Genomic DNA, 21,081 nt, shown 5'->3' with positions numbered 1-21,081 from the left:
TTTGCCACGGCCATAGGAGATAGAACCAAGGAAATGCCGTTGAACTACCCTTTTGCAGTCGTTTGAACTACCGAAAGCCGTGGGTTAGCGCATTCAACGCACCGTGGTCGAGCCCGGTGCGGCAGCCTGGCGGCCCGAGAGCTGGTCGACCAGCGCGCCGTAGGCCGGGCCTTCGCGCAGCTTGGTGTACGCAGCCTGGGCTTCGCGGTAGCCGGGGCGCGACGTGTCGGCGCCGGCTTCGCCCGACTGCTGGGCGGCCAGGCCCGAGCGGATCCACAGCTGCGTGTCGGCGGCCACGGCGGCGCGGCTGTTGGCCGAGACCACGACCGGCTCCTGGCCCATGTTCTCGTTGTAGCCCTGGGTGGGCGCGGTCTTCAGCCACTGCTGGGCATCGGCCGTCACGGCGGCGCGCGTCGTCGACGACGCGAAGGGCGCGGGACGCGGGTCGCCTTCGGCGTAGTTGCCGGCAAAGCTCGGTGCGGCGGCCAGGCCCAGCAGGGCGGCGACGGCGGCGGTGTTCAGAAGGCGGGTGGTGGCAGACAGCTTCATGTTCGTTCACTCCTTGAGGTGGTTGCTTGGTTGGTGAGAACGACTGTACGAAGCGCACCCACGCGACCGATAACGTCTGGATGACGGTTTTGTCATGTGCGTATCCACCTGCATCGGGCCGCGCCGAGAGGGACCGCAAGGGGCCTTCCAACTTCTCTTGCATAACCGCCATCGCGGCATGCATAAGCCATGGCGCGCGGCCCTCAGTCGGAATATCGTTGCGCCCATCCATTCCAACCAAGGGAATCTTCCATGAACGAGAAACTCTCCTTCGTCAATCCGACGGCCAACAGCCCCTGGGGCACCTACCTGTCGCAGGTCGATCGCGTCGTGCCGTACCTCGGCCCGCTGGCGCGCTGGGTCGAAACCCTCAAGCGCCCCAAGCGCGCGCTGATCGTCGACGTGCCGATCGAGATGGACAACGGCACCATCGCCCACTTCGAGGGCTACCGCGTGCAGCACAACATGAGCCGCGGCCCAGGCAAGGGCGGCGTGCGCTTCCACCCCGACGTCACGCTGGAAGAAGTGATGGCGCTGTCGGCCTGGATGACCATCAAGACCGCTGCCGTCAACCTGCCGTACGGCGGTGCCAAGGGCGGCATCCGCGTCGACCCGAAGAAGCTGTCGCTGCAAGAACTCGAGAAGGTCACGCGCCGCTACACCAGCGAGATCGGCATCATCATCGGCCCGCACACCGACATCCCCGCGCCCGACGTGAACACCAACGCGCAGATCATGGCGTGGATGATGGACACCTACTCGATGAACGTCGGCGGCACCGCCACCGGCGTGGTCACCGGCAAGCCGCTGCACCTGGGCGGATCGCTGGGCCGCGTGAAGGCCACCGGCCGCGGCGTGTTCGTCACCGGCCGTGAAGCGGCCCGCCGCCTGGGCATGGACCTGCGCGGCGCGCGCATCGCGGTGCAGGGCTTCGGCAACGTGGGCTCGGTCGCGGCCGAACTCTTCGTCGAGGCGGGCGCCAAGATCGTCGCGGTGCAGGACCACACCGGCACCATCGTGAACACCAACGGCCTCGATCTGACCCAGCTGGTGCCCATCTCGCGCACCGACGGCGTGGTCGGCTTCAAGGCCGGCGGCGACATCGTGCCGAATGAAGACTTCTGGGACGTGGCCTGCGACATCCTGATCCCGGCCGCCCTCGAAGGCCAGCTCACGGCCGAACGCGCCAAGAAGACCACCGCCAAGCTGGTGCTCGAAGGCGCCAACGGCCCGACGGTGCCCGAGGCCGACGACATCCTGGCCGAGCGCGGCGTGCTGGTCGTGCCCGACGTGATCTGCAACGCCGGCGGCGTGACGGTCTCGTACTTCGAATGGGTGCAGGACTTCTCGTCCTTCTTCTGGGACGAGGACGAGATCAACGTGCGCCTCGACCGCATCATGATGAACGCGCTCAACCAGATCTGGGACACGGCCGACAAGCACAAGATCCCGCTGCGCACTGCCACCTACGCGGTGGCCTGCGAGCGCATCCTGATGGCGCGCCAGGAACGCGGTCTGTACCCCTGACGCGATCTCCGGGGCTTGCAGGGCCTTTCGGGAACCCCCGGCCTGCCGGGGGCTCGAAGCGAAGCCGCCGGTTGGTTAGCATCCGGTGTCCTTCCCGCCCTGCCATGCCCCAGACCTCTTCTGCCGCTTTATTCGCTTCGCCGGCCCGCGTGCCGGCGTTTCTGTTCCCGGGCCTGCTGTCGGCCCTGTTGCTGGCCGGCTGCGGCAGCTTCGGCACGCGCCAGACCTACGAGCCCGAAGACTTCGACTCGACCACCACCCACACGCGCAACTACGCCGCCAGCGAGGCCCAGACCTGCGAGGCGGCGCGCCGTGCGCTGCTGAGCCAGGGCTACATGGTCACGGCCGCCAACGCCGACCTGGTGACCGCGCGCAAGAGCTTCCAGCCCGCGGCCGAGACGCACGTCGAGGTCGAGTTCCGCGTGGTCTGCGCGCGGGAAGGGGGCGCGGGCAGCGCCTCGGCCGGCCGCAGCACCGTGGCCTTCGCGACCGCGCTGCAGGACCGCTACGGCCTGAAGAAGGGCAGCAACTCGGCCAGCCTGGGCGTGGGCGCCATCGGCTCGCTCTCGCTGCCCTTCGGCGGCAGCAACGAAGCGATGGTCAAGGTGGCGAGCCAGACGCTCACCGACGAGCGTTTCTACGACCGCTTCTTCACGCTGGTCGAGCGCTTCCTGCAGGGCGGCGGCCCCGACATGCCGGCCGATGCTGAGGACGCACCGAAGCCCGCCACGCGCCCCGCCGCCACCACCTTCCCGGTGGCGCCGTCGCCGAACCGCGGCTGAACAGGCTCGGCAGTCAGCGCACCAGCGTCGACTTGCCGAACAGGCTCTCGATCAGCTCCACCGCCACCTCGGCCGTCTGGTTGCGCACGTCGAGCGCGGGGTTGAGTTCCACCACGTCGACCGAGCCGAGCCGGCCGGTGTCGGCGATCATTTCCATGCACAGCTGCATCTCGCGGTAGGTCGGCCCGCCGCGCACGCCCGTGCCCACGCCGGGCGCGTCGGCCGGGTCGAGGCAATCGAGGTCGAAGCTCACGTGCAGGTGGGTGTCTTCGTCCACGTCCTGCAGCGCTTCGGTCATGGTGGTGCGCATGCCGTTCTCGTCGATGTGGCGCATGTCGAACACGTGCAGGGCGAGCGTGCGGATCGCTTCCTTCTCGTCGGCATCGACGCTGCGGATGCCGATGAAGCGGATGGCGTCGTGCGCCAGCGCCGCGGGCTCGCCGCTCCAGCCCGTGAGGTCCGCCGGCCCGTGGCCCAGCAGGCACGACACCGGCATGCCGTGCAGGTTGCCGCTGGGGCTCGTGGTCTCGGTGTTGACGTCGGAGTGCGCGTCGAGCCACAGCACGCGCAGCTTCTTGCCGCGTTTTCGCGCATGCCAGGCCACGGCGCTGATGGAGCCGATCGCCAGGCAGTGGTCACCGCCCAGCATCACCGGCACGTGGCCGGCGCCCAGCGCGGTGTCGACGGCGGCGTAGACCGAACGGTTCCACGCGATCACCTCGGTGAGGTGGCGCAGCCCGTTGGCCGGTGGTGCCCACGGCGTGGCCGGGCCCGCGAGGTTGCCGCGGTCGAGCACCGTGAAGCCCTGGCCCGCCAGCGCCTCGGCCAGGCCGGCCACGCGCAGCGCGTCGGGGCCCATGCCCGCGCCGCGCACGCTGGCGCCGATGTCGGTCGGCGCGCCGATCAGTTCGAGGGTGGTAGCGGCGGTGCTGCTGCTGTTCATGTCGGTCTCCCGATGTGGTGCCAGAGGTAGGCGTAGCCGAGCGCATCCATGAAGGCGGACGCCTTGTTGTCCGCGGCGGCGCTGTGGCCGCCTTCCATGTTCTCGTAGAAGCTGCTGTCGTGCCCCTGCGCGAGCAGCTTCGCGTGCATCTTGCGCGCATGCACCGGCCCCACGCGGTCGTCGCGCGTGGAGGTGGTGAAAAGGGCGGGCGGGTAGGGCGTGCCGGCCTGTGCGTTCTCGTAGGGCGAGAAGGTCCGGATGAACTCCCACTCGTCGGGCAGTTCCGGGTCGCCGTACTCCGCGATCCAAGAGGCGCCGGCCGACAGCTGCGTGTAGCGCTTCATGTCGAGCAGCGCCACCTCGCTCACGATGGCGCCGTACAGCTGCGGGTACAGCGTGAGCATGTTGCCCATGAGCAGGCCGCCGTTGCTGCCGCCCATGGCGCCCAGGTGCGCGGGCGAGGTGATGCCGCGCGCGAACAGGTCCTGCGACACGGCCGCGAAGTCTTCGCAGGTGCGCAGCCGGTTCTCCTGCAGCGCGGCCTGGTGCCAGCGCGGGCCGTACTCGCCGCCGCCGCGGATGTTCGCCACCACGTACACGCCGCCGCGTTCGAGCCAGGCGCGGCCGATGCCGCCGCTGTAGCTTGGCTCCAGCGAGATCTCGAAGCCGCCGTAGGCGTACTGCAGCGTGGGGTTGGTGCCGTCGGCCACGAGGTCTTTCGCGGCGATCTCGAAGTAGGGCACGCGCGTGCCGTCCGCCGAGGTCGCGAAATGCTGGCTCACGCGAAAGCGCGAGGCGTCGAAGAAGCCGGGGCTGTGCTTCAGCGGCTGCGGCTCGCCCTGGCCGAGGGTGCCGATGTACAGCGTGGTCGGCTGCAGGAAGCCGCTCACGGTCAGGAAGTAGTCGTCGCTCTCGGTCTCGTCGATGCCGCCGGCCGCCACGCACGAGAGCGCGGGCGCGCCGCCCAGGCTGTCGCGCGCCCAGTCGCCCAGGCCGTCCGCCGGCGGCGTGAGCACCTCCAGCCGGTTCACCACGTCGTGCATCACGTTGAGGATGAGGTGGTGGCGCGTCCACGAGTAGTCGTCGAGCGCGGTGGTGTCGTCGGGCTCGAACAGCAGCGTGAGCTCGCGCGCGCCGGCCATGTAGTCGTCGAAGCGCGCGGCCAGCAGCGAGCCGGCGGTGTAGGTGCGGCCGGCCACGGTCCAGTCTTCGCGCGGCTCGATCAGCAGCCACTCGCGCGTGACGCCGGTGTTGGCGTCGTCGGGCACGTCGATCTTGGCCAGCGTGCCGTCGGGCGCGCGCAGCCAGGTCTCGCTGTCGTAGAAGTCGATCTGGCGCGAGACGAAGTCGCGCTCGAAGCCGGGCGTGTGGTCGCTCCAGGCGCTCACCGACATGTCTTCGTGCGCACCTTCGTACACGGTGACGGCTTCGGCCAGCGGCGTGCCGCGTTGCCACTCCTTCACCAGGCGCGGGTAGCTCGAGCTGGTCATGGAGCCGGGGCCGAAATCGGTGCCCACGTACAGGTGATCGATGTCTTTCCAGGTGACGTAGTTCTTCGCCTCGGGCAGCGCGAAGCCGCCTTCGACGAACGTCATGCTCACGAGGTCGAACTCGCGCACCACGTCGGCATCGGCGCCGCCGCGCGACAGCGAGATCAGGCAGCGTTCGTACGCGGGCTCCAGGCAGTCGGCGCCGTGCCAAACCCAGTTCTCGCCGTCCTGCGCGGCCAGCGCGTCGAGGTCGAGCACGGTCTCCCACGCGGGCTCGGGCGTGCGGTACTGGTCGAGCGTGGTGCGGCGCCACAGGCCCTTGGGGTGCGCCTTGTCGCGCCAGAAGTTGTAGTACAGCGCACCGATCTTGCTGACCATCGGAATGCGCGCGTCCGAGTCGAGCACCTCCAGCAGGCCCTGCTCGATCGACTGGAAGGCCGGCGACTGCGCATAGGTGTGAACGGCATGTGCATTCTGCTGGCGAGCCCAGTCCAGAGCGGCTTCGCCGTCGATGTCTTCGAGCCAGAGATGGGGGTCTTCGTTGTGCGCAGAGGTCATGCGGCACAGTGTACGAAGCCCCCGTGAATGCGGCGGCCTGTGAGCAGTTGTTGCTGCATTCGAGGCGCGTCGATTTTTTCATTACATGTGGATGCGCGCCCCGGCCATCCTTGGGGCAAACCCCTGTCCCGGGCGTGCCTTCCCCCGGTGGAAACACTGAAGAAGCGAAGGCCCACGAACGCGATGCCCACGGTATCCTGCCGGACGGCGCATGCCCCAACGAGGAGAACCACACATGAAACACCTGAGCGGTCTTGATGCCACCTTCCTGCACCTGGAAACCCCCGAGATGCCGATGCACGTGGGCTCCCTCAACGTGCTGGACCTGCCCAAGGGCTACAAGGGCGACTTCTACGAAGACGCCAAGGCCTTCATGGCCAGCCGCATCCACCTGGCCGACGTGTTCACGCGCAAGCTCGCGCTGATGCCCTTCGACATGACCAATCCGGTGTGGGTCGAGGACGACGACATCGACCTCGACTACCACGTGCGCCACATCACGCTGCCCAAGCCCGGCACCAACCGCCAGCTGCAGCAGTACGTGGCACGGCTGCACTCCACGCTCATGGACCGCAGCCGGCCGATGTGGGAGTTCTTCATCATCGACGGCCTCAAGAGCGGCCAGGTGGCGCTGTACACCAAGGTGCACCACGCGGGCATCGACGGGCAGGCCGGCGTCGAGCTGGGCAAGGCCATCTTCGACCTCGAGGCCACGGGCCGCGTGATCAAGCCGCCGCGTGCGCGCCCGCGCAGCAACGGCTACCAGCTGGGCATGGCCGAGCTCGCCACGGCGGCGCTGCGCAACACGGCGCAGCAGTACGTGAAGCTCTTCAAGATGGCGCCGGCCATCGCGCGCGCCATCGGCGGCCTGGCCCAGCCCGACGAGAAGGCGGCCGACAAGGCCGCCGCCACCGCGCCGAAGAAGTTCAACCTCTTCGCGCCGCGCACCTCGCTGAACGTGTCGATCACCAACCAGCGCACCTTCGCCGGGCGCACCATCTCGCTGGCCGAGACCAAGTACATCGCCAAGCACTTCGGCGTGTCGCTCAACGACGTGGTGCTGGCCACCGTGGCCGGCGCGCTGCGCCACTACCTGGCCGACAACAACGAGCTGCCGGCCAAGCCGCTGGTGGCCGGCGTGCCCGTGAGCCTGCGCGAGGCCGGCGACCAGACGGCCAACAACCAGGCCAGCATGATCCTCGTGAGCCTGGCCACCGACATCACCGATCCGCTGCAGCGGCTGAAGGCGATCAACGCCTCGTCGAATTCCTCGAAGTCGACGATGAACCGCTTCAAGGCCGTGATCCTGGACGACTTCCCGACCTTCGCCGCGCCCTGGCTGGTGTCGGGCATCGCGTCGATGGTGGGGCGCTCGGGCATCGTCAACCTGCTGCCGCCGGCGGCCAACGTGGCTGTCTCGAACGTGGCGGGCGCGCCGTTCCCGATGTACTTCGCGGGGGCGCTGGTCACCTGCTACTACCCGGTGTCGATCGCCAGCCACGGCACCGCGCTCAACGTCACCGTGCAAAGCTACAACGGCCGCATGGACTACGGCCTGATCGCCTGCCGCCGCGCCGTGCCCGACATCACCGAGATCGGCGACTACCTGCTGGCCGAGCACAAGCTGCTGATGGAGCTGACACAGAAGCACCCGGCCGTCTCCGGCGCGCCGGCCACACCGCCCAAGCCCGTGGCCGCCCCCGCGCCGGAAGCGGACGAAGAGGCCCAGGCCGCTGCACCGGCCCGCAAGCCGGCCGCGCGCAAGAAGGCGCCGGTGAAGGCCGTCGCCGCCAAGAAGACGGCGCAGAAGGCCCCGGCCAAGGCCGCGCCGGTCAAGGCGGCAGCGAAGAAAGCCCCTGCGAAGAAGGCTGCGGCGAAGAAGGCCGCACCCCGGCCCGCGGCCCGCAAGGCCGCCGCATCGCCGCGCGCCGCTGCGGCATGATCGACAGGGCCGGCCCGGCCTGGACAAAAAATTGGGGCAGTTGGACTAGTTTTCCGACCGTTCTAGTTTTTCAGGCCTAGGCCCTGCGGAAGATGATTGGCCCATCGCGATTCCCCGCGAGCCATTCAACTTCAAGGAAATCTCACATGTCCACGCAAACCAACATCGCTTCCGCCGCCATCCACGTCGTCGGCCAGTACAACGACGCCGGCAAGACCCTGGTCGGTGCCTACCGCACCGGCGTGCAACGCCTGCTGGGCGGTGCCGCTTCGCGCTACAGCGAGTTCCTGGGCAACCGCCAGATCCCGCTGGTGAGCGAGCAGATCAAGGCCAACCTGATCGGCGCGCAAGAGAAGGTGCATGGTTTCCTGTCGAACCGCCTGGACATCGACACCAGCCGCATCGTGAACGTGATGGACCGCGTCGCCGCCGGCACCACCAGCGGCATCGAAACCGTCGCCAACCGCGTCGCCCAGATCGAATCGCCCGCTGCCACCACTGTGCTGAACGCTCTGTCGGCCGTGAACCAGCCCTTCGCCACCGTGTCGGTGCAGATCGCTGACCGCATCGTCGCCGGCACCAAGCAGATCGAAGCCCGTGTGAGCGGCACCGAAGAAGCCGCCCCCGTGCGCACCGTGAAGGCCAAGGTCGCTGCGGCCAAGAAGCCGGTTCGCCGCGCTGCCCGCAAGGCGGCCTGATCCCGGGGCGCTGAGCGCGCCCTTTTCATTCCTTACGCCCCTGGAGCACCCACCGCATGGCGACCCGTCCCGATGACACTGCAAAGTTGAAGAAGAGGGCGGCGCCTGCCAAGAAGGCTCCGGCGGCGAAGAAGAAGGCCGCGCCCCGCAAGGCGGCGCCGGCTGCGAAAGCACCGCCCGCAGACACCGCTGCGGCCGGCACCAACAAGGCCGAAGCGCTGCTGCGCGCCGGCCTCAAGGCGCTGGACAACGTGCGCAACGATGTCGCCAAGCGCCAGGCCAACGTGATCGAAGGCCTGCTCGGCATCGGGCACGGCAAGGCCGACGTGGCCGGTGCCAAGGCCGCGCTGACGCGCGGCTTTCCCAGCCTGGACACCTTCGGCATCCGCAAGTTCGAGGACGTGTTCGACCAGCGTGTCGCCACCGCCCTGCAACGCCTGGGCATGCCCAGCGCCGACGAGGTGCAGGCCCTGCGCGACGAGGTGGCGCAGTTGCGCGAACGCCTCGCCAGACTCGAGAAACCGTCCAGTTCAAGTGGCTCCGGCGGCAAGCGCTGAGCGGCACACAACGCACGCAACACGCCGCTTGTGGCCAGCTCCAACACCACGCGCGATCGTATCCTGCAGACCAGCCTTGCGCTGTTCAACGCGGAAGGTCTTCCGGCCGTGTCCACGCACAAGATCGCGGCCGAGCTCGGCATGAGCCCGGGCAACCTGCACTACCACTTCAAGGCCAAGCAGCTGATCGTCGAATGGCTGTTCCGGCGCTTCGAGCAGCGGCTCGAGGTGCTCAACGGCTCGTCGGCCTCCATCACCGCCATCGACGACCTGTGGCTGGCGCTGCACCTGCGCTTCGAGGCCATCGACGAGTACCGCTTCATCTATCGCGACATGGCCTTCCTGGCCAGCGAGTACCCGGCCCTGGGGCAGCGCGCCCAGGCCATGACCGCGCAGAACCTGCTGGCGGCCCAGACGCTGTGCGAAGGGCTGGTGGCTTCGGGCGTGATCGAGACCAGCGCCGAGCAGGCGCGCATCCTCGCGCTGCAGATGGTCTTCACCACCACCTGCTGGCTCTCGTTCGAGCGGCTGGTGCCGGGGCGCGACGCGCTGGCGCAGGCCGACCCCGGTTTGGCGGCTTTCTACACACTCACGCTGGTTTCTCCGTATGTTTCCAGCGAATCGAGGGCTTATCTTGATTACCTGAGGGGCAAATACCTCGGATAAATGAAGTTGTCGTCCGACGGGGCATGCAACTTCGCACCCCCATCGTCGTCCTACAGAAGAAAGAAACAGAAAGGAAGCCGCCATCATGACCACCGCCACCCACGAACCCATCGCTCCGCCGTCGCGCCTGCTCTTGCTGGCCGAAGCGCGCGCCCTCTGGGAAACCGGCGCCGGCCTCGCCATGTGGCCGCTGCTGCAGCTCGCGCCGCGCGGCGACGGGCACCCCGTGCTCGTGCTGCCGGGCCTGGTGGCCAGCGACATGTCCACGCTGCTGCTGCGCCGCTACCTGTGCAGCCGTGGCTACGACGCGCACGGCTGGGGCCAGGGCCGCAACCTGGGCCCACGCGCCGGCGTCGAGGACGGCATGGTCGACCTGCTCAAGACCCTGGCCGACAAGAGCGGCCAGAAGGTCAGCGTGATCGGCTGGAGCCTGGGCGGCGTGTATGCGCGGCTGCTGGCCTCGGCGCAGAAGGACCTCATCCGCAACGTGATCACGCTCGGCAGCCCGTTCTCGGGCAGCCCGCGCGCCACCAACGCCTGGCGCGTGTACGAAGGCGTGAGCGGCCAGAGCTCGCACGACCCGCGCCGCATGAAGTTCGTCGAACCCACGCCGCCCGTGCCCACGACCTCGATCTTCAGCCGCACCGACGGTGTCGTGGCGTGGCGTTGCAGCCTCGAGAAGACCGGCCCGCAGTCCGAGAACATCGAGGTGGTGGCAAGCCACCTGGGGCTCGGCGCGCACCCGGCCGTGCTCTATGCGGTGGCCGACCGGCTGGCGCAGCCCGAGGGCGAATGGAAGCCGTTCAACCGCGGCATGCTCGGGCCGCTGGTGTACCCGGACCCGGATCGCAACGTCTGACCTGAGGCGAACACTCCCAACAAAAAAAGACCGGCGAATGCCGGTCTTCTTCTTTGGGGCTACAGACTGGGTTCTTCAGGCCCCGGCCCACACGTCGAGCACATAGCGCTGCTCGGCAATCATCTTGTCCATCCACGCCGCGCTGTCCTGCCCGTGCTCGCGCGCGAGGTCGCTGAGCGTGCGCCGCACGTCGGGCTCCATGCGCGAGCCGTCGCCGCACACGTACACCACGGCACCGGCTTCGAGCAGCTTCCACACGGCCGCGCCCTGTTCGCGGATCAGGTCCTGCACGTAGACCTTGCGGTCGCCGGCGCGCGAGAAGGCCGTGTGCAGCTTCATCAGGCCGCGGTGCGACCAGGCCTGCAGCTCTTCGGCGTAGATGAAGTCCTGCTCGGGATGGCGGCAGCCGAAGAACAGCATCGCCTCGCCCAGCGCGTCGCCGCGTTCGACCTGCGCCGCGCGCGCCTGCAGGAAGCCGCGGAACGGTGCCAGGCCGGTGCCCGGGCCGATCATGATGAGCGGCCGGTTTGCGTCCTCCGGCAGGCGGAAGCCCTCGGCCGTGGTCTCGCGGATCACGCCGTGCACCGTGTCGCCGGCCTCGGCGCGCGCCAGGAAGTTGGAGCACACGCCCTCGAAGGTGCCGTTGCCCGACAGCGCGGGCGCGCTCACCACGCCCACCGTCACGCTGCAGCGCCCCGGCGTCATCGTCGGCGACGAGGAGATCGAGTAGTAGCGCGGCGACAGCGGCGACAGCATTTCCAGGAACACCGCGAACGGCACCTGGCAGGCACGGTGCTCCTCGAGCAGCTCCAGCAGCGACTTGCGCTTGTGCAGAACCTCGGCCTTGTACGCGGCCTGCGAGGCCTCGTCGCTGCCCGACAGCGCCTGCAGCTTGGGCTTGGTGAAGGGGCACTCGGTGTGCGCCGCGAGCGTGGCGATCTGCTTGCGCGTGGCCACGTCCTGCAGCTCGACGTAGTCGCCCAGCAGGCGATCGACCGCGATGACCTGGTCGACCGGCAGCGCCGCCTTGCGGCCCGGCACGGCCGACAGGCGCACGTGCGCCGAGCGGTCGAAGCCGAAGCGCGCCATCGCGCGCTCGACCTGCGCCGGGCTGTTGCGCGGCACCACGCTCAGGTGGTCGCCGGGCACGTAGTTCACGCCCTCGGGCAGCATCAGCTCGACGTGGCGCGTGGAGCGTCCGGCCTCTCCGTTGGCGCCGGCGCTTTGCAGTTCGCGGTTCTCGATCACGCGCAGCGGCACGGCGCCCAGCGCATCGACCAGTGCGTTCTTCTGCGGCGGCGGCAGCTCTTCGAGCGTGTACAGCGGCTCGGCCTCGGCCGGCGTGTCGGCGCCGTTCTTGATGTCGAAGGTCTTCACCAGCGCGGGCCACAGCGCGTCGCTCCAGTCCTGGAAGGCGCCGTCCATGTCCTCGCGCGCATCGCCTTCGCCGCGCGCGTGCACGCGCGCGGCGCCCAAGGCTTCCAACCGTTCGTCGATGCGGCGCGGCACCGCCTGGTAGGTGGCGGCCCAGTCGGTGTTGCCGCAGCCGAAGACACTGAAGCGCACGCCGTTGAGCGAGTCGTCGGCCTTGTCGAGCCAGCGGTGGAACTCCGCCGCGTTGTCGGGCGCCACGCCGTTGTAAGAGGCGCAGACGATGGCCACCGCGCCGCTGGCCGGCAGCCGCTCGGCATAGTCGTCGAGCGAGGCCAGCTGGGTCGAGAAGCCGCGCAGCTCGCCGGCCTCGGCCAGCTGGCGCGCCAGGTCTTCGGCGGTGCCGAGGTTGGAGCCCTGCAGCACCAGCAGCGAGGTGCCGTGGCGCGCCGCCTGCGGCTTGCGCGCGGCGGGCTTGGCCGGCGTGTCGGGCGTGGCCGCCGCTTCCACGGTGCCGCGCGGGCGCGAGGCCGGGTCGCGCAGCAGCGCCTTGATCTTGAAGTTCTCGGGCTTGATCGTCAGCGCTTCCTTGATCTTGAGCTTGTAGCCCGTGTGATCGACGAGGTTGAAGCGCTGCAGGATCATGCCCAGCGTGAGCACCGCTTCCTGCAGGGCGAACTGCCGCCCGATGCAGGCGCGCTGGCCGTTGCCGAAGGGCTTGAAGGCGTTCACCGGACGCTCGCGCTCGGCTTCGCGGCTGAAGTGGTCGGGGTTGAACTGGTCGGCGTCCTCGCCCCAGATGCCCTTGTCACGGTGCAGCGCGAGCGCATGCATGATGACCATGTTGTTCTTCTTGATCGTGTACTGGCCGCCGATCTTGGTGTCTTCCTTCGCGCGCATCGAGATCGCGGGCGCGGTCGGGTACAGGCGCAGCGACTCCTTCAGCACCTGCATCACGTACTGCAGGCGGTTGACCTGCGCGTAGGTGGGCTTTTGCGTGGTGTCGCCGCCGAACACGCTGTCGACCTCGGCCTGCGCCTTGGCCATCGCCTCGGGGTTGTTCAGCAGGAAGTAGATGGCGAACGAGAGCAGGCCGCTGGTGGTCTCGTGGCCCGCGATAAGGAATTCGATGCACTCGTCGCGGATCATCTTGTCGGTGAGCTTCTCGCCGCTCTTCTTGTCCACGCCCGCGATCATGTAGCTCAGGAGGTCGGGCTTGGTGGCGATGTCGGCACCGCTCGCGCGCCGCTCCTCGATGATGTCTTCCACCATCTTGTGCATGTAGCGGATGTCCTTGCGCTGCTGTGCCAGCTCCTTCTTGAGCATCAGCTCCTCGAGCGGAATGCCGCGCCGGTTCTGCACCGTCTCCAGCGTGCGCACCATCGCATCGACGAAAGGATGGAAGCCCTCGCGGTAGAACGAGTTGAAGCGGTAGCCGAAGCCGCACAGGCCGATGGTGTCGAGCGTGAGCGCGGTCATGTCGCGCACCACGTCCACCTCTTCATCGAAGTTGAGGCGCTCCCACTTGGTGACCAGCTGCCCCGCGATGTCCAGCATCATCGGGTGGTAGGCCTGCATCGCGCGCTGGCTGAAGTTGGCCAAGAGGATGTTGTGCGGCTTCGACCACGTCTCCTCGTGCGTGTCGGACGTGAACAGGCCGTGCGACGCGGCGCGCAGCCGGCGCAGCGCGCCGCGCGTGCTCTTGTCGAAGCGCGGCTCTTCGCACAGTTCGTCGACCAGCGCGGGCGACGACACCACGATCACCGGCATGCCCGGCATGTCGAGCCAGTAGATGCCGCCGAGGTCCTGCGCGATCTTCCACATGTCGAGCACCGGCGAGTCGGAGCCGATGGACAGCAGATTGCCGACGAAGGGTTTCTTCGCCGGATGGGGGATCGGATGGAGCGAGTTCTTTCCTGCCATGGTGTACCTTGTTGTGCCTTCGGTATGGACCCGCTTCGGATGTCCGGGATGCGAATCCGGAGTATCCCGATGGCACAGGGGGTGGGCAGGACGGGGTTTCCCTAGGAAACAATTGCGCGGCGCAGGGGGCGATCACGCCGTCAGCGTGATCGCTATTCACAGTGGCCCGGGCAGGTCCCCCGAAAGAACTCAGTCAGGGTCGGACCATCTTGCAGTCGGTGCCTTGCGCCAGCTCGTTCCCGGTATAGACCGCATCGGTGCGGAAGCCGTAGTTGGTGCCTTCCCAGCCCGTCTTCACCGCCTTGCCGTCCACCGGCGCGATGGTGTTCACCACCTGCGGCAGCAGCAGCTGGTGGTCTTCGCCGCGCATGCGCACCGGGCCCACCACCGAGTCGAAGCTCAGGTCTTCGAGGGCGCGCGCCACCTTCACCGTGTCGGCGCTGCCGGCCTTGGCGATGGCGGCGGCCAGCAGGCGCGGCGTCAGGTCGATGCGAGGCGCAAGGAAGTCCTTGCCGGTCTTGGCCTTGTAGGCCTTGGCCAGCGCGTCGACCTTCGGCGTGTCGGCCTGGCCCGGGTGCCATTCGGCCACCCAGGTGAGTTGCCCCGTCTTGGCCTGCGACACGGCGGTGACGGTGCCCGGCACCGAGCCCGCGCTGTGGTTGAAGTAGCGCAGGTTGTAGCCCGCGTCGCCCGCGGCCTTCTGCAGCAGCGTCATGTCCTGGCCCCAGTTGCCGGTGATGACCGAGTCGGCGCCGCTTTGCTTGATGTTGGCGATGTAGGGCGCGAAGTCCTTCACGCGGCCGATCGGGTGCAGCGTCTCGCCGACGAACTGGATGTCGGGGCGCGCCAGGCCCACCAGCTGGCGGCCGTAGCTGGCCCACTGCTTGCCGTGGGCATAGTCTTGGTTCAGCAGGTAGACCTTCTTCACGTCCGGCGTCTTCTTGATGTAGTTGGCCAGCGCCTTCATCTTCATCGCCGTGTTGGCCTCGGTCTGGAAGTGCCAGAAGCTGCAGCCCTTGCCCGTCATCTCGGGGTCGATCGACGAGTGGTTCAGCACGATCAGCTCCTTGCCCGGGTTGCGCTGATTCCAGCGCGCCACCGCGAGCACCAGCGCCGTGACCACCGACGAGCCCGAGCCGCCCGTGACGATCGCCTTGGCGCCCTGGTCGATCGCCGCCTGCAGCGCGCTCTGGCTTTCCTGCGCCGAGAGCTTGCTGTCGAACTGCAGCAGCTGCAGCTTCATGCCGCCGAGCACGCCGCCCTTGGCGTTGATGTCCTCGATGGCGTACTGCGTGTGCATGAGCATCAGCTCGCCCACGTTGGCGAACGGCCCCGACAGCGGATCGATGTAGGCGATCTTGTAGGTCGGCTGCGGGGCCTGCGCCTGCGCCGCGGTGCCGGCGATGGCAAACAAAGAGGCAAGGGCGATCCGCGCCAGGGGCGCATGCGTGAGCTTCATGGGTGTCTCCGGAGGGTGTGTGAAAGGCGGAATCAGTTCTTCGCGCGCAGCCCGATCACGCGGCTGGCCAGCTTCGTGAGCTGCTCCACCACCTCGTCGGGCGAGAGACGCCCGTTGGGGCGGTACCAGCTGTAGAGAAAGCCCGGCAGGCTGCAGGCCGCGAGCGCGGTGATCTTGGTCTCGTCGAAGTCGAGGTCGCCGTCGCGCCGGGCTTCTTCGAGCAGCGGGCACAGCAGGTCATAGAAGTGATGTGCGAGCTTCTTCTGCGCTTCGAGGTATTCGGGGCGGTACACCTGCGGCTCGCGGTACGCGAAGAAGGCCACCGGGTGGTGCGCGATGGTGGCGCGGATCAGCCCCTCGATGCCTTCCATCACCTTCTCGCTCGCGCGGCGCGGGTCGGTGGCGGCGAAGTCGAGCGCGGTGAAACAGTCGACCGCGGGGCGCCACGACAGCGTCTCGAAGATCTCCTGCTTGTCGCGGAAGTAGTAGTACACGAAGGGCTTGGTCACGCCCAGCTCGCGCACGATCTGCGCCATGGTCGTGTTGGCGTAGCCCTGCGCAGCAAACAGCTGCGCCGCCGCCTGCAGGATGCGCTCGCGCTGCAGGTCGGTGCCCTGCGTGGCCGCGCGCTGGCGGCCCGTGCCCTGCGGCAGGTGCGGCTGTGCCGTGTGCGTGGCAGAGGGTTTGTTCGGTGTCGCGGAAGTTATACCCATGGGTAGGATTGTTCGTGCACCATGCCGCATTGGCAAGCGCCGGCCCTGCGCAGGCGGCTATCGATAACCCTGAGAAAGTGACGCCATGGAGACAACGCCCGCCACCCCCACACGTCTGAAAGAGCTGCCGCCGCGCGTGCAGCAGCCCCTGCACGCCTACCTGCGCGACCACGCACGCACGCGCGGCGACGCCACCGCCTGCCTCTGGTACGGCCAGGCCCTGAGCTGGGCCGAGCTCGACCGCGCGAGCGACGCCTTCGCCGCGCGCCTGCAGGCCCTGGGCGTGGCCAAGGGCGAACCCGTGGTGCTGTTCCTCAACAACTGCCCGCAGTACCTGGTGGCGCACTTCGGCATCCAGAAGATCGGCGCCATCGTCTGCCCGAGCGGGCCGCTCAACAAGGAGCACGAGCTGGCCTACCAGGTCAACGACCTGAAGGCGCGCGTGATCGTCGCGGCCGCGCCGCTCGTGCCGGTGGTGCGCAAGGTGCAGGCCGAGAGTGCGCTCGCGCATGTGTTCGTGGTGCACTACGCCGACCTGCTGCCCGCCGAGCCCACGCTCGACCTGCCGGCCGAACTGGCCGCCGAGCGCAGGGCCGAACGCACCGTGCCCGAAGGCTGCGAAGACTTCCTTGCCGTGATGCGCAGCGGCGCCACGCCGCAGCCCGTCGCCATCGACATGGACGACATCGCGCTCATGACCTACACCTCGGGCACCACCGGGCTGCCCAAGGGGGCGATGCTCAGCTACGGCAACGCGCTCTTCAAGACGCGCGCCGCGGCCGACTGCAACGGCGTGGGGCCTGGCGACGTGCTGCTGTCGATCGCACCGCTGTACCACATCGCCGGCATGCTCATGGGCGTCAACGTGCCCGTGCTCAGCGGCGCGGCCTCGGTGCTGATGCACCGCTTCGATCCGCGCGCCGTGCTGCAGGCCATCGACCGCTACCACGTCAGCTGGTGGTACAGCATCGCGCCGATGAACGTGGCCTGCATGCAGGTGCCTGACATCGCCCGCTTCGACCTGTCGAGCCTGAAGATGAACCCGGTGACCAGCTTCGGCATCGCCTTCACCGAGCCGCTGGCCGCGCAGTGGCGCTCGCACGCCAACCACTGCAGCTCGTTCGAGGCCGCCTACGGCCTGAGCGAAACCCACACCTGCGACACCTACACGCCGCACGTGGCGCCGCGCTGGGGCACGCAGGGCGTGCCGGTGCCGGGCGTGACCATCCGCATCATCGACACCGAGACCCAGGCCGACATGCCCACGGGCGAGGTCGGCGAGATCGTGCTCACCAGCGCCGGCTCGTTCAAGGGCTACTGGAACAAGCCCGAGGCCACGGCCGCCACGCTGCGCAACGGCTGGGTGCACACGGGCGACATGGGCAAGCTCGACGCCGACGGCTACCTCACCTTCATCGGCCGCTTCAAGGAAATGATCAAGGTCTCGGGCTACAGCGTGTTCCCCGAAGAGGTCGAGACCATCCTCATCAAGCACCCGGCGGTGGCGCAGGCGGCGGTCATCGCGCAGCCTGACCCCGAGAAGGGCGAGGTCGTGAAGGCCTTCATCGTGCGCAAGCCCGGCGCCGCGCTCGAAGCCGACGCGCTCGTGGCCTGGGCGCGCGAGAACATGGCGAGCTACAAGGCGCCGCGCGCCGTGAGCTTCATCGATGCATTGCCGACCACCGGCGCGGGCAAGGTGCTGCGCCGCCTGCTCAAAGACAAGACCTGAAAGGCTTCTTCGCGTGTTTTCCAAAGTTCTGATTGCCAACCGCGGCGAGATCGCCGTGCGCCTGGTGCGCGCGCTGCGCGACCTGGGCATCGCCAGCGTGGCGGTGCACGCGCGCGACGATGCCGCTGCGCTGCATGTGCAGCTGGCCGATGTGGCGGTGGCGCTCGACGCGACCGGCCCTTCGGCCTACCTCGACGTGGCTGCGTTGATCGCGGTGGCGAAGGCGCAAGGCTGCGATGCGGTGCATCCCGGCTACGGCTTCCTCAGCGAGCGCGCCGACTTCGCACAGGCCTGCGCCGACGCGGGCCTGGTCTTCATCGGTCCCACGCCCGAGCAGCTGGGCCTGTTCGGCGACAAGGCCCGCGCCCGCGAACTGGCCGCGCAATGCGACGTGCCCGTGATGCCCGGCAGCGCCGGCGCGGTGACGCTCGCGCAGGCCCAGGCCTTCTTCGCCGAGCAGCACGCGCAGGGCGCGGGCGTGATGGTGAAAGCCATCGGCGGCGGCGGCGGGCGTGGCATGCGTGCGGTGCTGAACGCCGACGAGTTGCCCGAGGCGCATGCGCGCTGCATGTCCGAAGCCAAGGCGGCGTTCGGCATCGAGGGTGTGTACGTCGAGCGCCTGATGCGCAATGCGCGGCACATCGAGGTGCAGGTGCTCGGCGACGGCAGCGCCGTGGCCAGCCTCGGCGAGCGCGAGTGCACGCTGCAGCGCCGCTTCCAGAAGCTGGTCGAAATCGCGCCCAGCCCCTCGCTGCCCGAGCCGCTGCGCGCGCAGGTCACGCAGGCCGCGCTGCGCATGGCCAAGGCCGTGGGCTATCGCGGTCTCGGCACCTTTGAATTCCTGGTCGATGCCGCATCGACCACCTTGCCTTTCGTCTTCATCGAAGCGAACCCGCGCCTGCAGGTCGAGCACACGGTGACCGAGGCCGTGACGGGGCTGGACCTCGTGCAGCTGCAGATCGCCGTCGCGTCGGGCGACACGCTGGACGCGCTCGGCGTGGAGGCTGGCCGCACGGCACCGCAGCGCGGCTTCGCGGTGCAGTGGCGCATCAACGCCGAGACGCTCGACGCGCAAGGTAACGCACGCCCCGCGGGCGGCACGCTCGCGCGCTTCGACCTGCCCGCCGGCCCCGGCGTGCGCGTCGACACGCACGGCTACGCGGGCCTGGCGCCTTCGCCGCACTACGACACGCTGCTGGCCAAGCTCATCGTGCATTCGCCGTCGTCGCGTTTCGCGGACGTGCTGCGCCGCTCGCTGCGCGCGCTCGATGAATGCCACATCGACGGCATCGCCACCAACCTGCCGCTGCTGTGCGCCATTGCCGCGCGGCCCGAGTTCGCGACGCAGGCCGTGCACACGCGTTTCGTGGAAGCGCACCTGGGCGATCTGCTCGCCGACGCGAAGGCGTTCGAGAAGCACACGAAGAAGGTGACCGCGCCCGCCGCCGCGAGCGCGCCGGTGCCGGACGAGGCAGACGACGACGGCCTCACCGTCAAGGCGCCGATGCCCGCGAAGCTGGTCCAGTTCGAGGTCGCGGTGGGCGACGTGCTGCCCGCCGGCGCACAGCTCGGCGTGCTCGAGGCCATGAAGATGGAGCACCTGCTGCACGCGCCCGTGGCCGGCCGTGTGCTGGCGCTGCTGGCTGCGCCCGGCGACTACCTCGTCGAAGGCCAGTCGCTGGTGCGGCTGGAGGCCGTCGACGCGCAGGGCGTCGAAGCGCAGGCGCGCGTCGCGCACGACCTCGACGCGATCCGCCCCGACCTGCAGAAGGTCATCGACCGTCATGCGCCCACGCTCGATGCGAACCGCAAGGCGGCCGTCGACAAGCGGCATGCGCAGGGCGGTCGCACCGCGCGCGAGAACATCGCCGACCTGTGCGACATGGCCGGCGACCCGGGCAACTTCATCGAGTACGGCGCACTCGCCATCGCCGCGCAGACGCGCCGCCGCACGCTCGAAGACCTCATCGCCAACACGCCGGCCGACGGCATGGTGACCGGCCTGGGCAGCGTCAACGCGAAGCAGTTCGGCCCCGAGAAATCGCGCTGCGCCGTGCTCGCGTACGACTACACCGTGCTGGCCGGCACGCAGGGCATGCGCAACCACCACAAGACCGACCGGCTGCTCGCGGTGGCGCACCAGCTCAAGCTGCCGGTGGTGCTGTTCGCCGAAGGCGGGGGCGGGCGGCCGGGCGACACTGACATGCCGATCGTCGCGGGCCTGAACAACCACACCTTCAGCCAGTTCGCAGCGCTGTCGGGCAAGGTGCCGGTGGTCGGCATCGTGCATGGCCGCTGCTTCGCGGGCAACGCGGCGCTGCTGGGCTGCGCCGACGTGATCATTGCGACCAAGGGCAGCAACATCGGCATGAGCGGCCCCGCGATGATCGAAGGCGGCGGCCTGGGCACCTTCGCGCCCGAGCAGATCGGGCCGAGCAGCGTGCAGTCGCGCAACGGCGTGATCGACATCCTGGTGGAAGACGAAGCCGCGGCCGTGGCGGCTGCGAAGCAGTACCTGTCGTACTTCCAGGGTCCGGTGAGCGACTGGCAGTGCGCCGATCCGCGCACGCTGCGCCATGTGGTGCCCGAGAACCGCCTGCGCGTGTACGACGTGCGCGCCGCGATGCGCGGCGTGGCCGACACCGGCTCGTTGCTCGAACTGCGCGCGGGCTTCGGCGCGGGCATCGTCACGGCGCTGGCGCGCATCGAGGGCAAGCCGGTTGGCCTGATGGCGAACAACCCGCACCACCTGGGCGGCGCGATCGACGTGGAGGCGGCCGACAAATCCGCACGCTTCATGCAACTGTGCAATGCCCACGGGTTACCGATCGTGTCGTTGTGCGACACGCCCGGCTTCATGGTCGGGCCCGAGGTCGAGGCGCAGGCGCAGGTGCGCCACGTGTGCCGCATGTTCATGGTGGCCTCGCATCTGCGCGTGCCTTTCTTTGCGGTGGTGCTGCGCAAGGGCTACGGCCTGGGCGCGCAGGCCATGACCGCCGGCGGCTTCGATGCGCCCGTGTTCACCGTGGCCTGGCCCACCGGCGAGTTCGGCGCGATGGGCCTCGAAGGCGCGGTGCGACTGGGTTTTCGCAAGGAGCTCGCGGCCGCGCCCGAGGGCGCGGAACGCGACGCGCTCTTCAAGCAGCTGGTGGCGCAGCAGTACGCGAACGGCGAGGCGATCCACATGGCGCAGACGCTGGAGATCGACGCGGTGATCGACCCGGCCGACACGCGCACCTGGCTGGTGCGCGGCTTGGCCTCGGCGACGCGGCCGGCCGAGGCGGTCTCGGCGTACGTCGACACTTGGTAACGCAG

General features: G+C 68.8%; 15 protein-coding genes. 9 read left to right on the top strand and 6 right to left on the bottom strand.

Annotated elements, in window-relative coordinates; translation table 11 throughout:
- Positions 1 to 93 precede the first annotated feature (93 nt).
- Positions 94 to 549: a hypothetical protein gene (locus AC07SQ_RS21350; protein WP_095950083.1), complete on the bottom strand. Its 456-nt coding sequence runs from the start codon at positions 547 to 549 to the stop codon at positions 94 to 96.
- 252 nt (positions 550 to 801) lie between these two features.
- Between AC07SQ_RS21350 and AC07SQ_RS21345 the strand changes: the two genes are divergently transcribed.
- Both AC07SQ_RS21345 and AC07SQ_RS21340 read left to right on the top strand, forming a co-directional pair.
- A complete protein-coding gene (locus tag AC07SQ_RS21345; RefSeq protein ID WP_062478443.1) occupies positions 802 to 2,076 on the top strand; it encodes a Glu/Leu/Phe/Val family dehydrogenase in 1,275 nt (424 codons plus the stop codon).
- A 104-nt stretch (positions 2,077 to 2,180) separates the two neighbouring features.
- A complete protein-coding gene (locus AC07SQ_RS21340) occupies positions 2,181 to 2,858 on the top strand; it encodes a DUF2242 domain-containing protein (RefSeq protein ID WP_495272766.1) in 678 nt (225 codons plus the stop codon).
- A gap of 13 nt (positions 2,859 to 2,871) precedes the next feature.
- Here AC07SQ_RS21340 and rocF read toward each other — a convergent pair whose 3' ends face one another.
- The gene (gene rocF / locus AC07SQ_RS21335; protein WP_495272765.1) at positions 2,872 to 3,801 is read right to left on the bottom strand and encodes an arginase; all 930 of its coding nucleotides are present in this window, start codon (positions 3,799 to 3,801) and stop codon (positions 2,872 to 2,874) included.
- Positions 3,798 to 5,849, bottom strand: coding sequence for a prolyl oligopeptidase family serine peptidase (locus AC07SQ_RS21330; RefSeq protein WP_495272764.1), 2,052 nt, complete (start codon positions 5,847 to 5,849; stop codon positions 3,798 to 3,800). The genes rocF and AC07SQ_RS21330 overlap by 4 nt, the downstream gene beginning before the upstream one ends.
- Positions 5,850 to 6,084: 235 nt before the next feature.
- Between AC07SQ_RS21330 and AC07SQ_RS21325 the strand changes: the two genes are divergently transcribed.
- From AC07SQ_RS21325 to AC07SQ_RS21305, 5 genes are all read left to right on the top strand, one after another.
- A complete protein-coding gene (locus AC07SQ_RS21325) occupies positions 6,085 to 7,791 on the top strand; it encodes a WS/DGAT/MGAT family O-acyltransferase (RefSeq protein ID WP_070063828.1) in 1,707 nt (568 codons plus the stop codon).
- Positions 7,792 to 7,937: 146 nt separating this feature from the next.
- Complete coding sequence (locus AC07SQ_RS21320) at positions 7,938 to 8,489, top strand: hypothetical protein (protein WP_487847370.1); 552 nt, start codon at positions 7,938 to 7,940, stop codon at positions 8,487 to 8,489.
- Between the two features lie 86 nt (positions 8,490 to 8,575).
- On the top strand, positions 8,576 to 9,046 hold the full coding sequence (locus AC07SQ_RS21315) for a phasin family protein (RefSeq protein ID WP_495272763.1): 471 nt from the start codon (positions 8,576 to 8,578) through the stop codon (positions 9,044 to 9,046).
- Positions 9,047 to 9,076: 30 nt separating this feature from the next.
- Positions 9,077 to 9,712, top strand: a complete 636-nt coding sequence (locus AC07SQ_RS21310) for a TetR/AcrR family transcriptional regulator (protein WP_062478422.1) — start codon at positions 9,077 to 9,079, stop codon at positions 9,710 to 9,712.
- A gap of 85 nt (positions 9,713 to 9,797) precedes the next feature.
- The gene (locus tag AC07SQ_RS21305) at positions 9,798 to 10,571 is read left to right on the top strand and encodes an esterase/lipase family protein (protein ID WP_095746971.1); all 774 of its coding nucleotides are present in this window, start codon (positions 9,798 to 9,800) and stop codon (positions 10,569 to 10,571) included.
- A gap of 75 nt (positions 10,572 to 10,646) precedes the next feature.
- Here the strand turns inward: AC07SQ_RS21305 and AC07SQ_RS21300 are convergent, their stop codons facing one another.
- The 3 genes from AC07SQ_RS21300 to AC07SQ_RS21290 all read right to left on the bottom strand — a co-directional run bounded on the left by AC07SQ_RS21300 (position 10,647) and on the right by AC07SQ_RS21290 (position 16,037).
- On the bottom strand, positions 10,647 to 13,865 hold the full coding sequence (locus AC07SQ_RS21300) for a bifunctional cytochrome P450/NADPH--P450 reductase (RefSeq protein WP_495272762.1): 3,219 nt from the start codon (positions 13,863 to 13,865) through the stop codon (positions 10,647 to 10,649).
- 193 nt (positions 13,866 to 14,058) lie between these two features.
- On the bottom strand, positions 14,059 to 15,324 hold the full coding sequence (locus AC07SQ_RS21295; protein WP_095746969.1) for a branched-chain amino acid ABC transporter substrate-binding protein: 1,266 nt from the start codon (positions 15,322 to 15,324) through the stop codon (positions 14,059 to 14,061).
- Between the two features lie 32 nt (positions 15,325 to 15,356).
- The gene (locus AC07SQ_RS21290; RefSeq protein ID WP_495272761.1) at positions 15,357 to 16,037 is read right to left on the bottom strand and encodes a TetR/AcrR family transcriptional regulator; all 681 of its coding nucleotides are present in this window, start codon (positions 16,035 to 16,037) and stop codon (positions 15,357 to 15,359) included.
- 85 nt (positions 16,038 to 16,122) lie between these two features.
- Here AC07SQ_RS21290 and AC07SQ_RS21285 point away from each other — a divergent pair, with 85 nt between their 5' ends.
- Both AC07SQ_RS21285 and AC07SQ_RS21280 read left to right on the top strand, forming a co-directional pair.
- Complete coding sequence (locus tag AC07SQ_RS21285) at positions 16,123 to 17,766, top strand: AMP-binding protein (RefSeq protein WP_495272760.1); 1,644 nt, start codon at positions 16,123 to 16,125, stop codon at positions 17,764 to 17,766.
- 13 nt (positions 17,767 to 17,779) lie between these two features.
- Positions 17,780 to 21,076 carry a carboxyl transferase domain-containing protein gene (locus tag AC07SQ_RS21280; protein ID WP_495272759.1) on the top strand — a complete coding sequence of 1,099 codons (3,297 nt, stop codon included), beginning with the start codon at positions 17,780 to 17,782 and terminating at the stop codon, positions 21,074 to 21,076.
- Positions 21,077 to 21,081 lie beyond the last annotated feature (5 nt).

This window comes from Variovorax sp. GW821-FHT06D12 (genome assembly GCF_059419205.1).
The sequence above is the reverse complement of the archived record's forward strand: the minus strand, read 5'-3'. Positions and strand labels throughout refer to the sequence as shown.

Bases quoted from the DNA above. Each gene is read 5' to 3' on its own strand.
- AC07SQ_RS21350 (WP_095950083.1), bottom strand. From the start codon at position 549: ATGAAGCTGTCTGCCACCACCCGCCTTCTGAACACCGCCGCCGTCGCC.
- AC07SQ_RS21345 (WP_062478443.1), top strand. From the start codon at position 802: ATGAACGAGAAACTCTCCTTCGTCAATCCGACGGCCAACAGCCCCTGG.
- AC07SQ_RS21340 (WP_495272766.1), top strand. From the start codon at position 2,181: ATGCCCCAGACCTCTTCTGCCGCTTTATTCGCTTCGCCGGCCCGCGTG.
- rocF (WP_495272765.1), bottom strand. From the start codon at position 3,801: ATGAACAGCAGCAGCACCGCCGCTACCACCCTCGAACTGATCGGCGCG.
- AC07SQ_RS21330 (WP_495272764.1), bottom strand. From the start codon at position 5,849: ATGACCTCTGCGCACAACGAAGACCCCCATCTCTGGCTCGAAGACATC.
- AC07SQ_RS21325 (WP_070063828.1), top strand. From the start codon at position 6,085: ATGAAACACCTGAGCGGTCTTGATGCCACCTTCCTGCACCTGGAAACC.
- AC07SQ_RS21320 (WP_487847370.1), top strand. From the start codon at position 7,938: ATGTCCACGCAAACCAACATCGCTTCCGCCGCCATCCACGTCGTCGGC.
- AC07SQ_RS21305 (WP_095746971.1), top strand. From the start codon at position 9,798: ATGACCACCGCCACCCACGAACCCATCGCTCCGCCGTCGCGCCTGCTC.
- AC07SQ_RS21300 (WP_495272762.1), bottom strand. From the start codon at position 13,865: ATGGCAGGAAAGAACTCGCTCCATCCGATCCCCCATCCGGCGAAGAAA.
- AC07SQ_RS21295 (WP_095746969.1), bottom strand. From the start codon at position 15,324: ATGAAGCTCACGCATGCGCCCCTGGCGCGGATCGCCCTTGCCTCTTTG.
- AC07SQ_RS21290 (WP_495272761.1), bottom strand. From the start codon at position 16,037: ATGGGTATAACTTCCGCGACACCGAACAAACCCTCTGCCACGCACACG.
- AC07SQ_RS21285 (WP_495272760.1), top strand. From the start codon at position 16,123: ATGGAGACAACGCCCGCCACCCCCACACGTCTGAAAGAGCTGCCGCCG.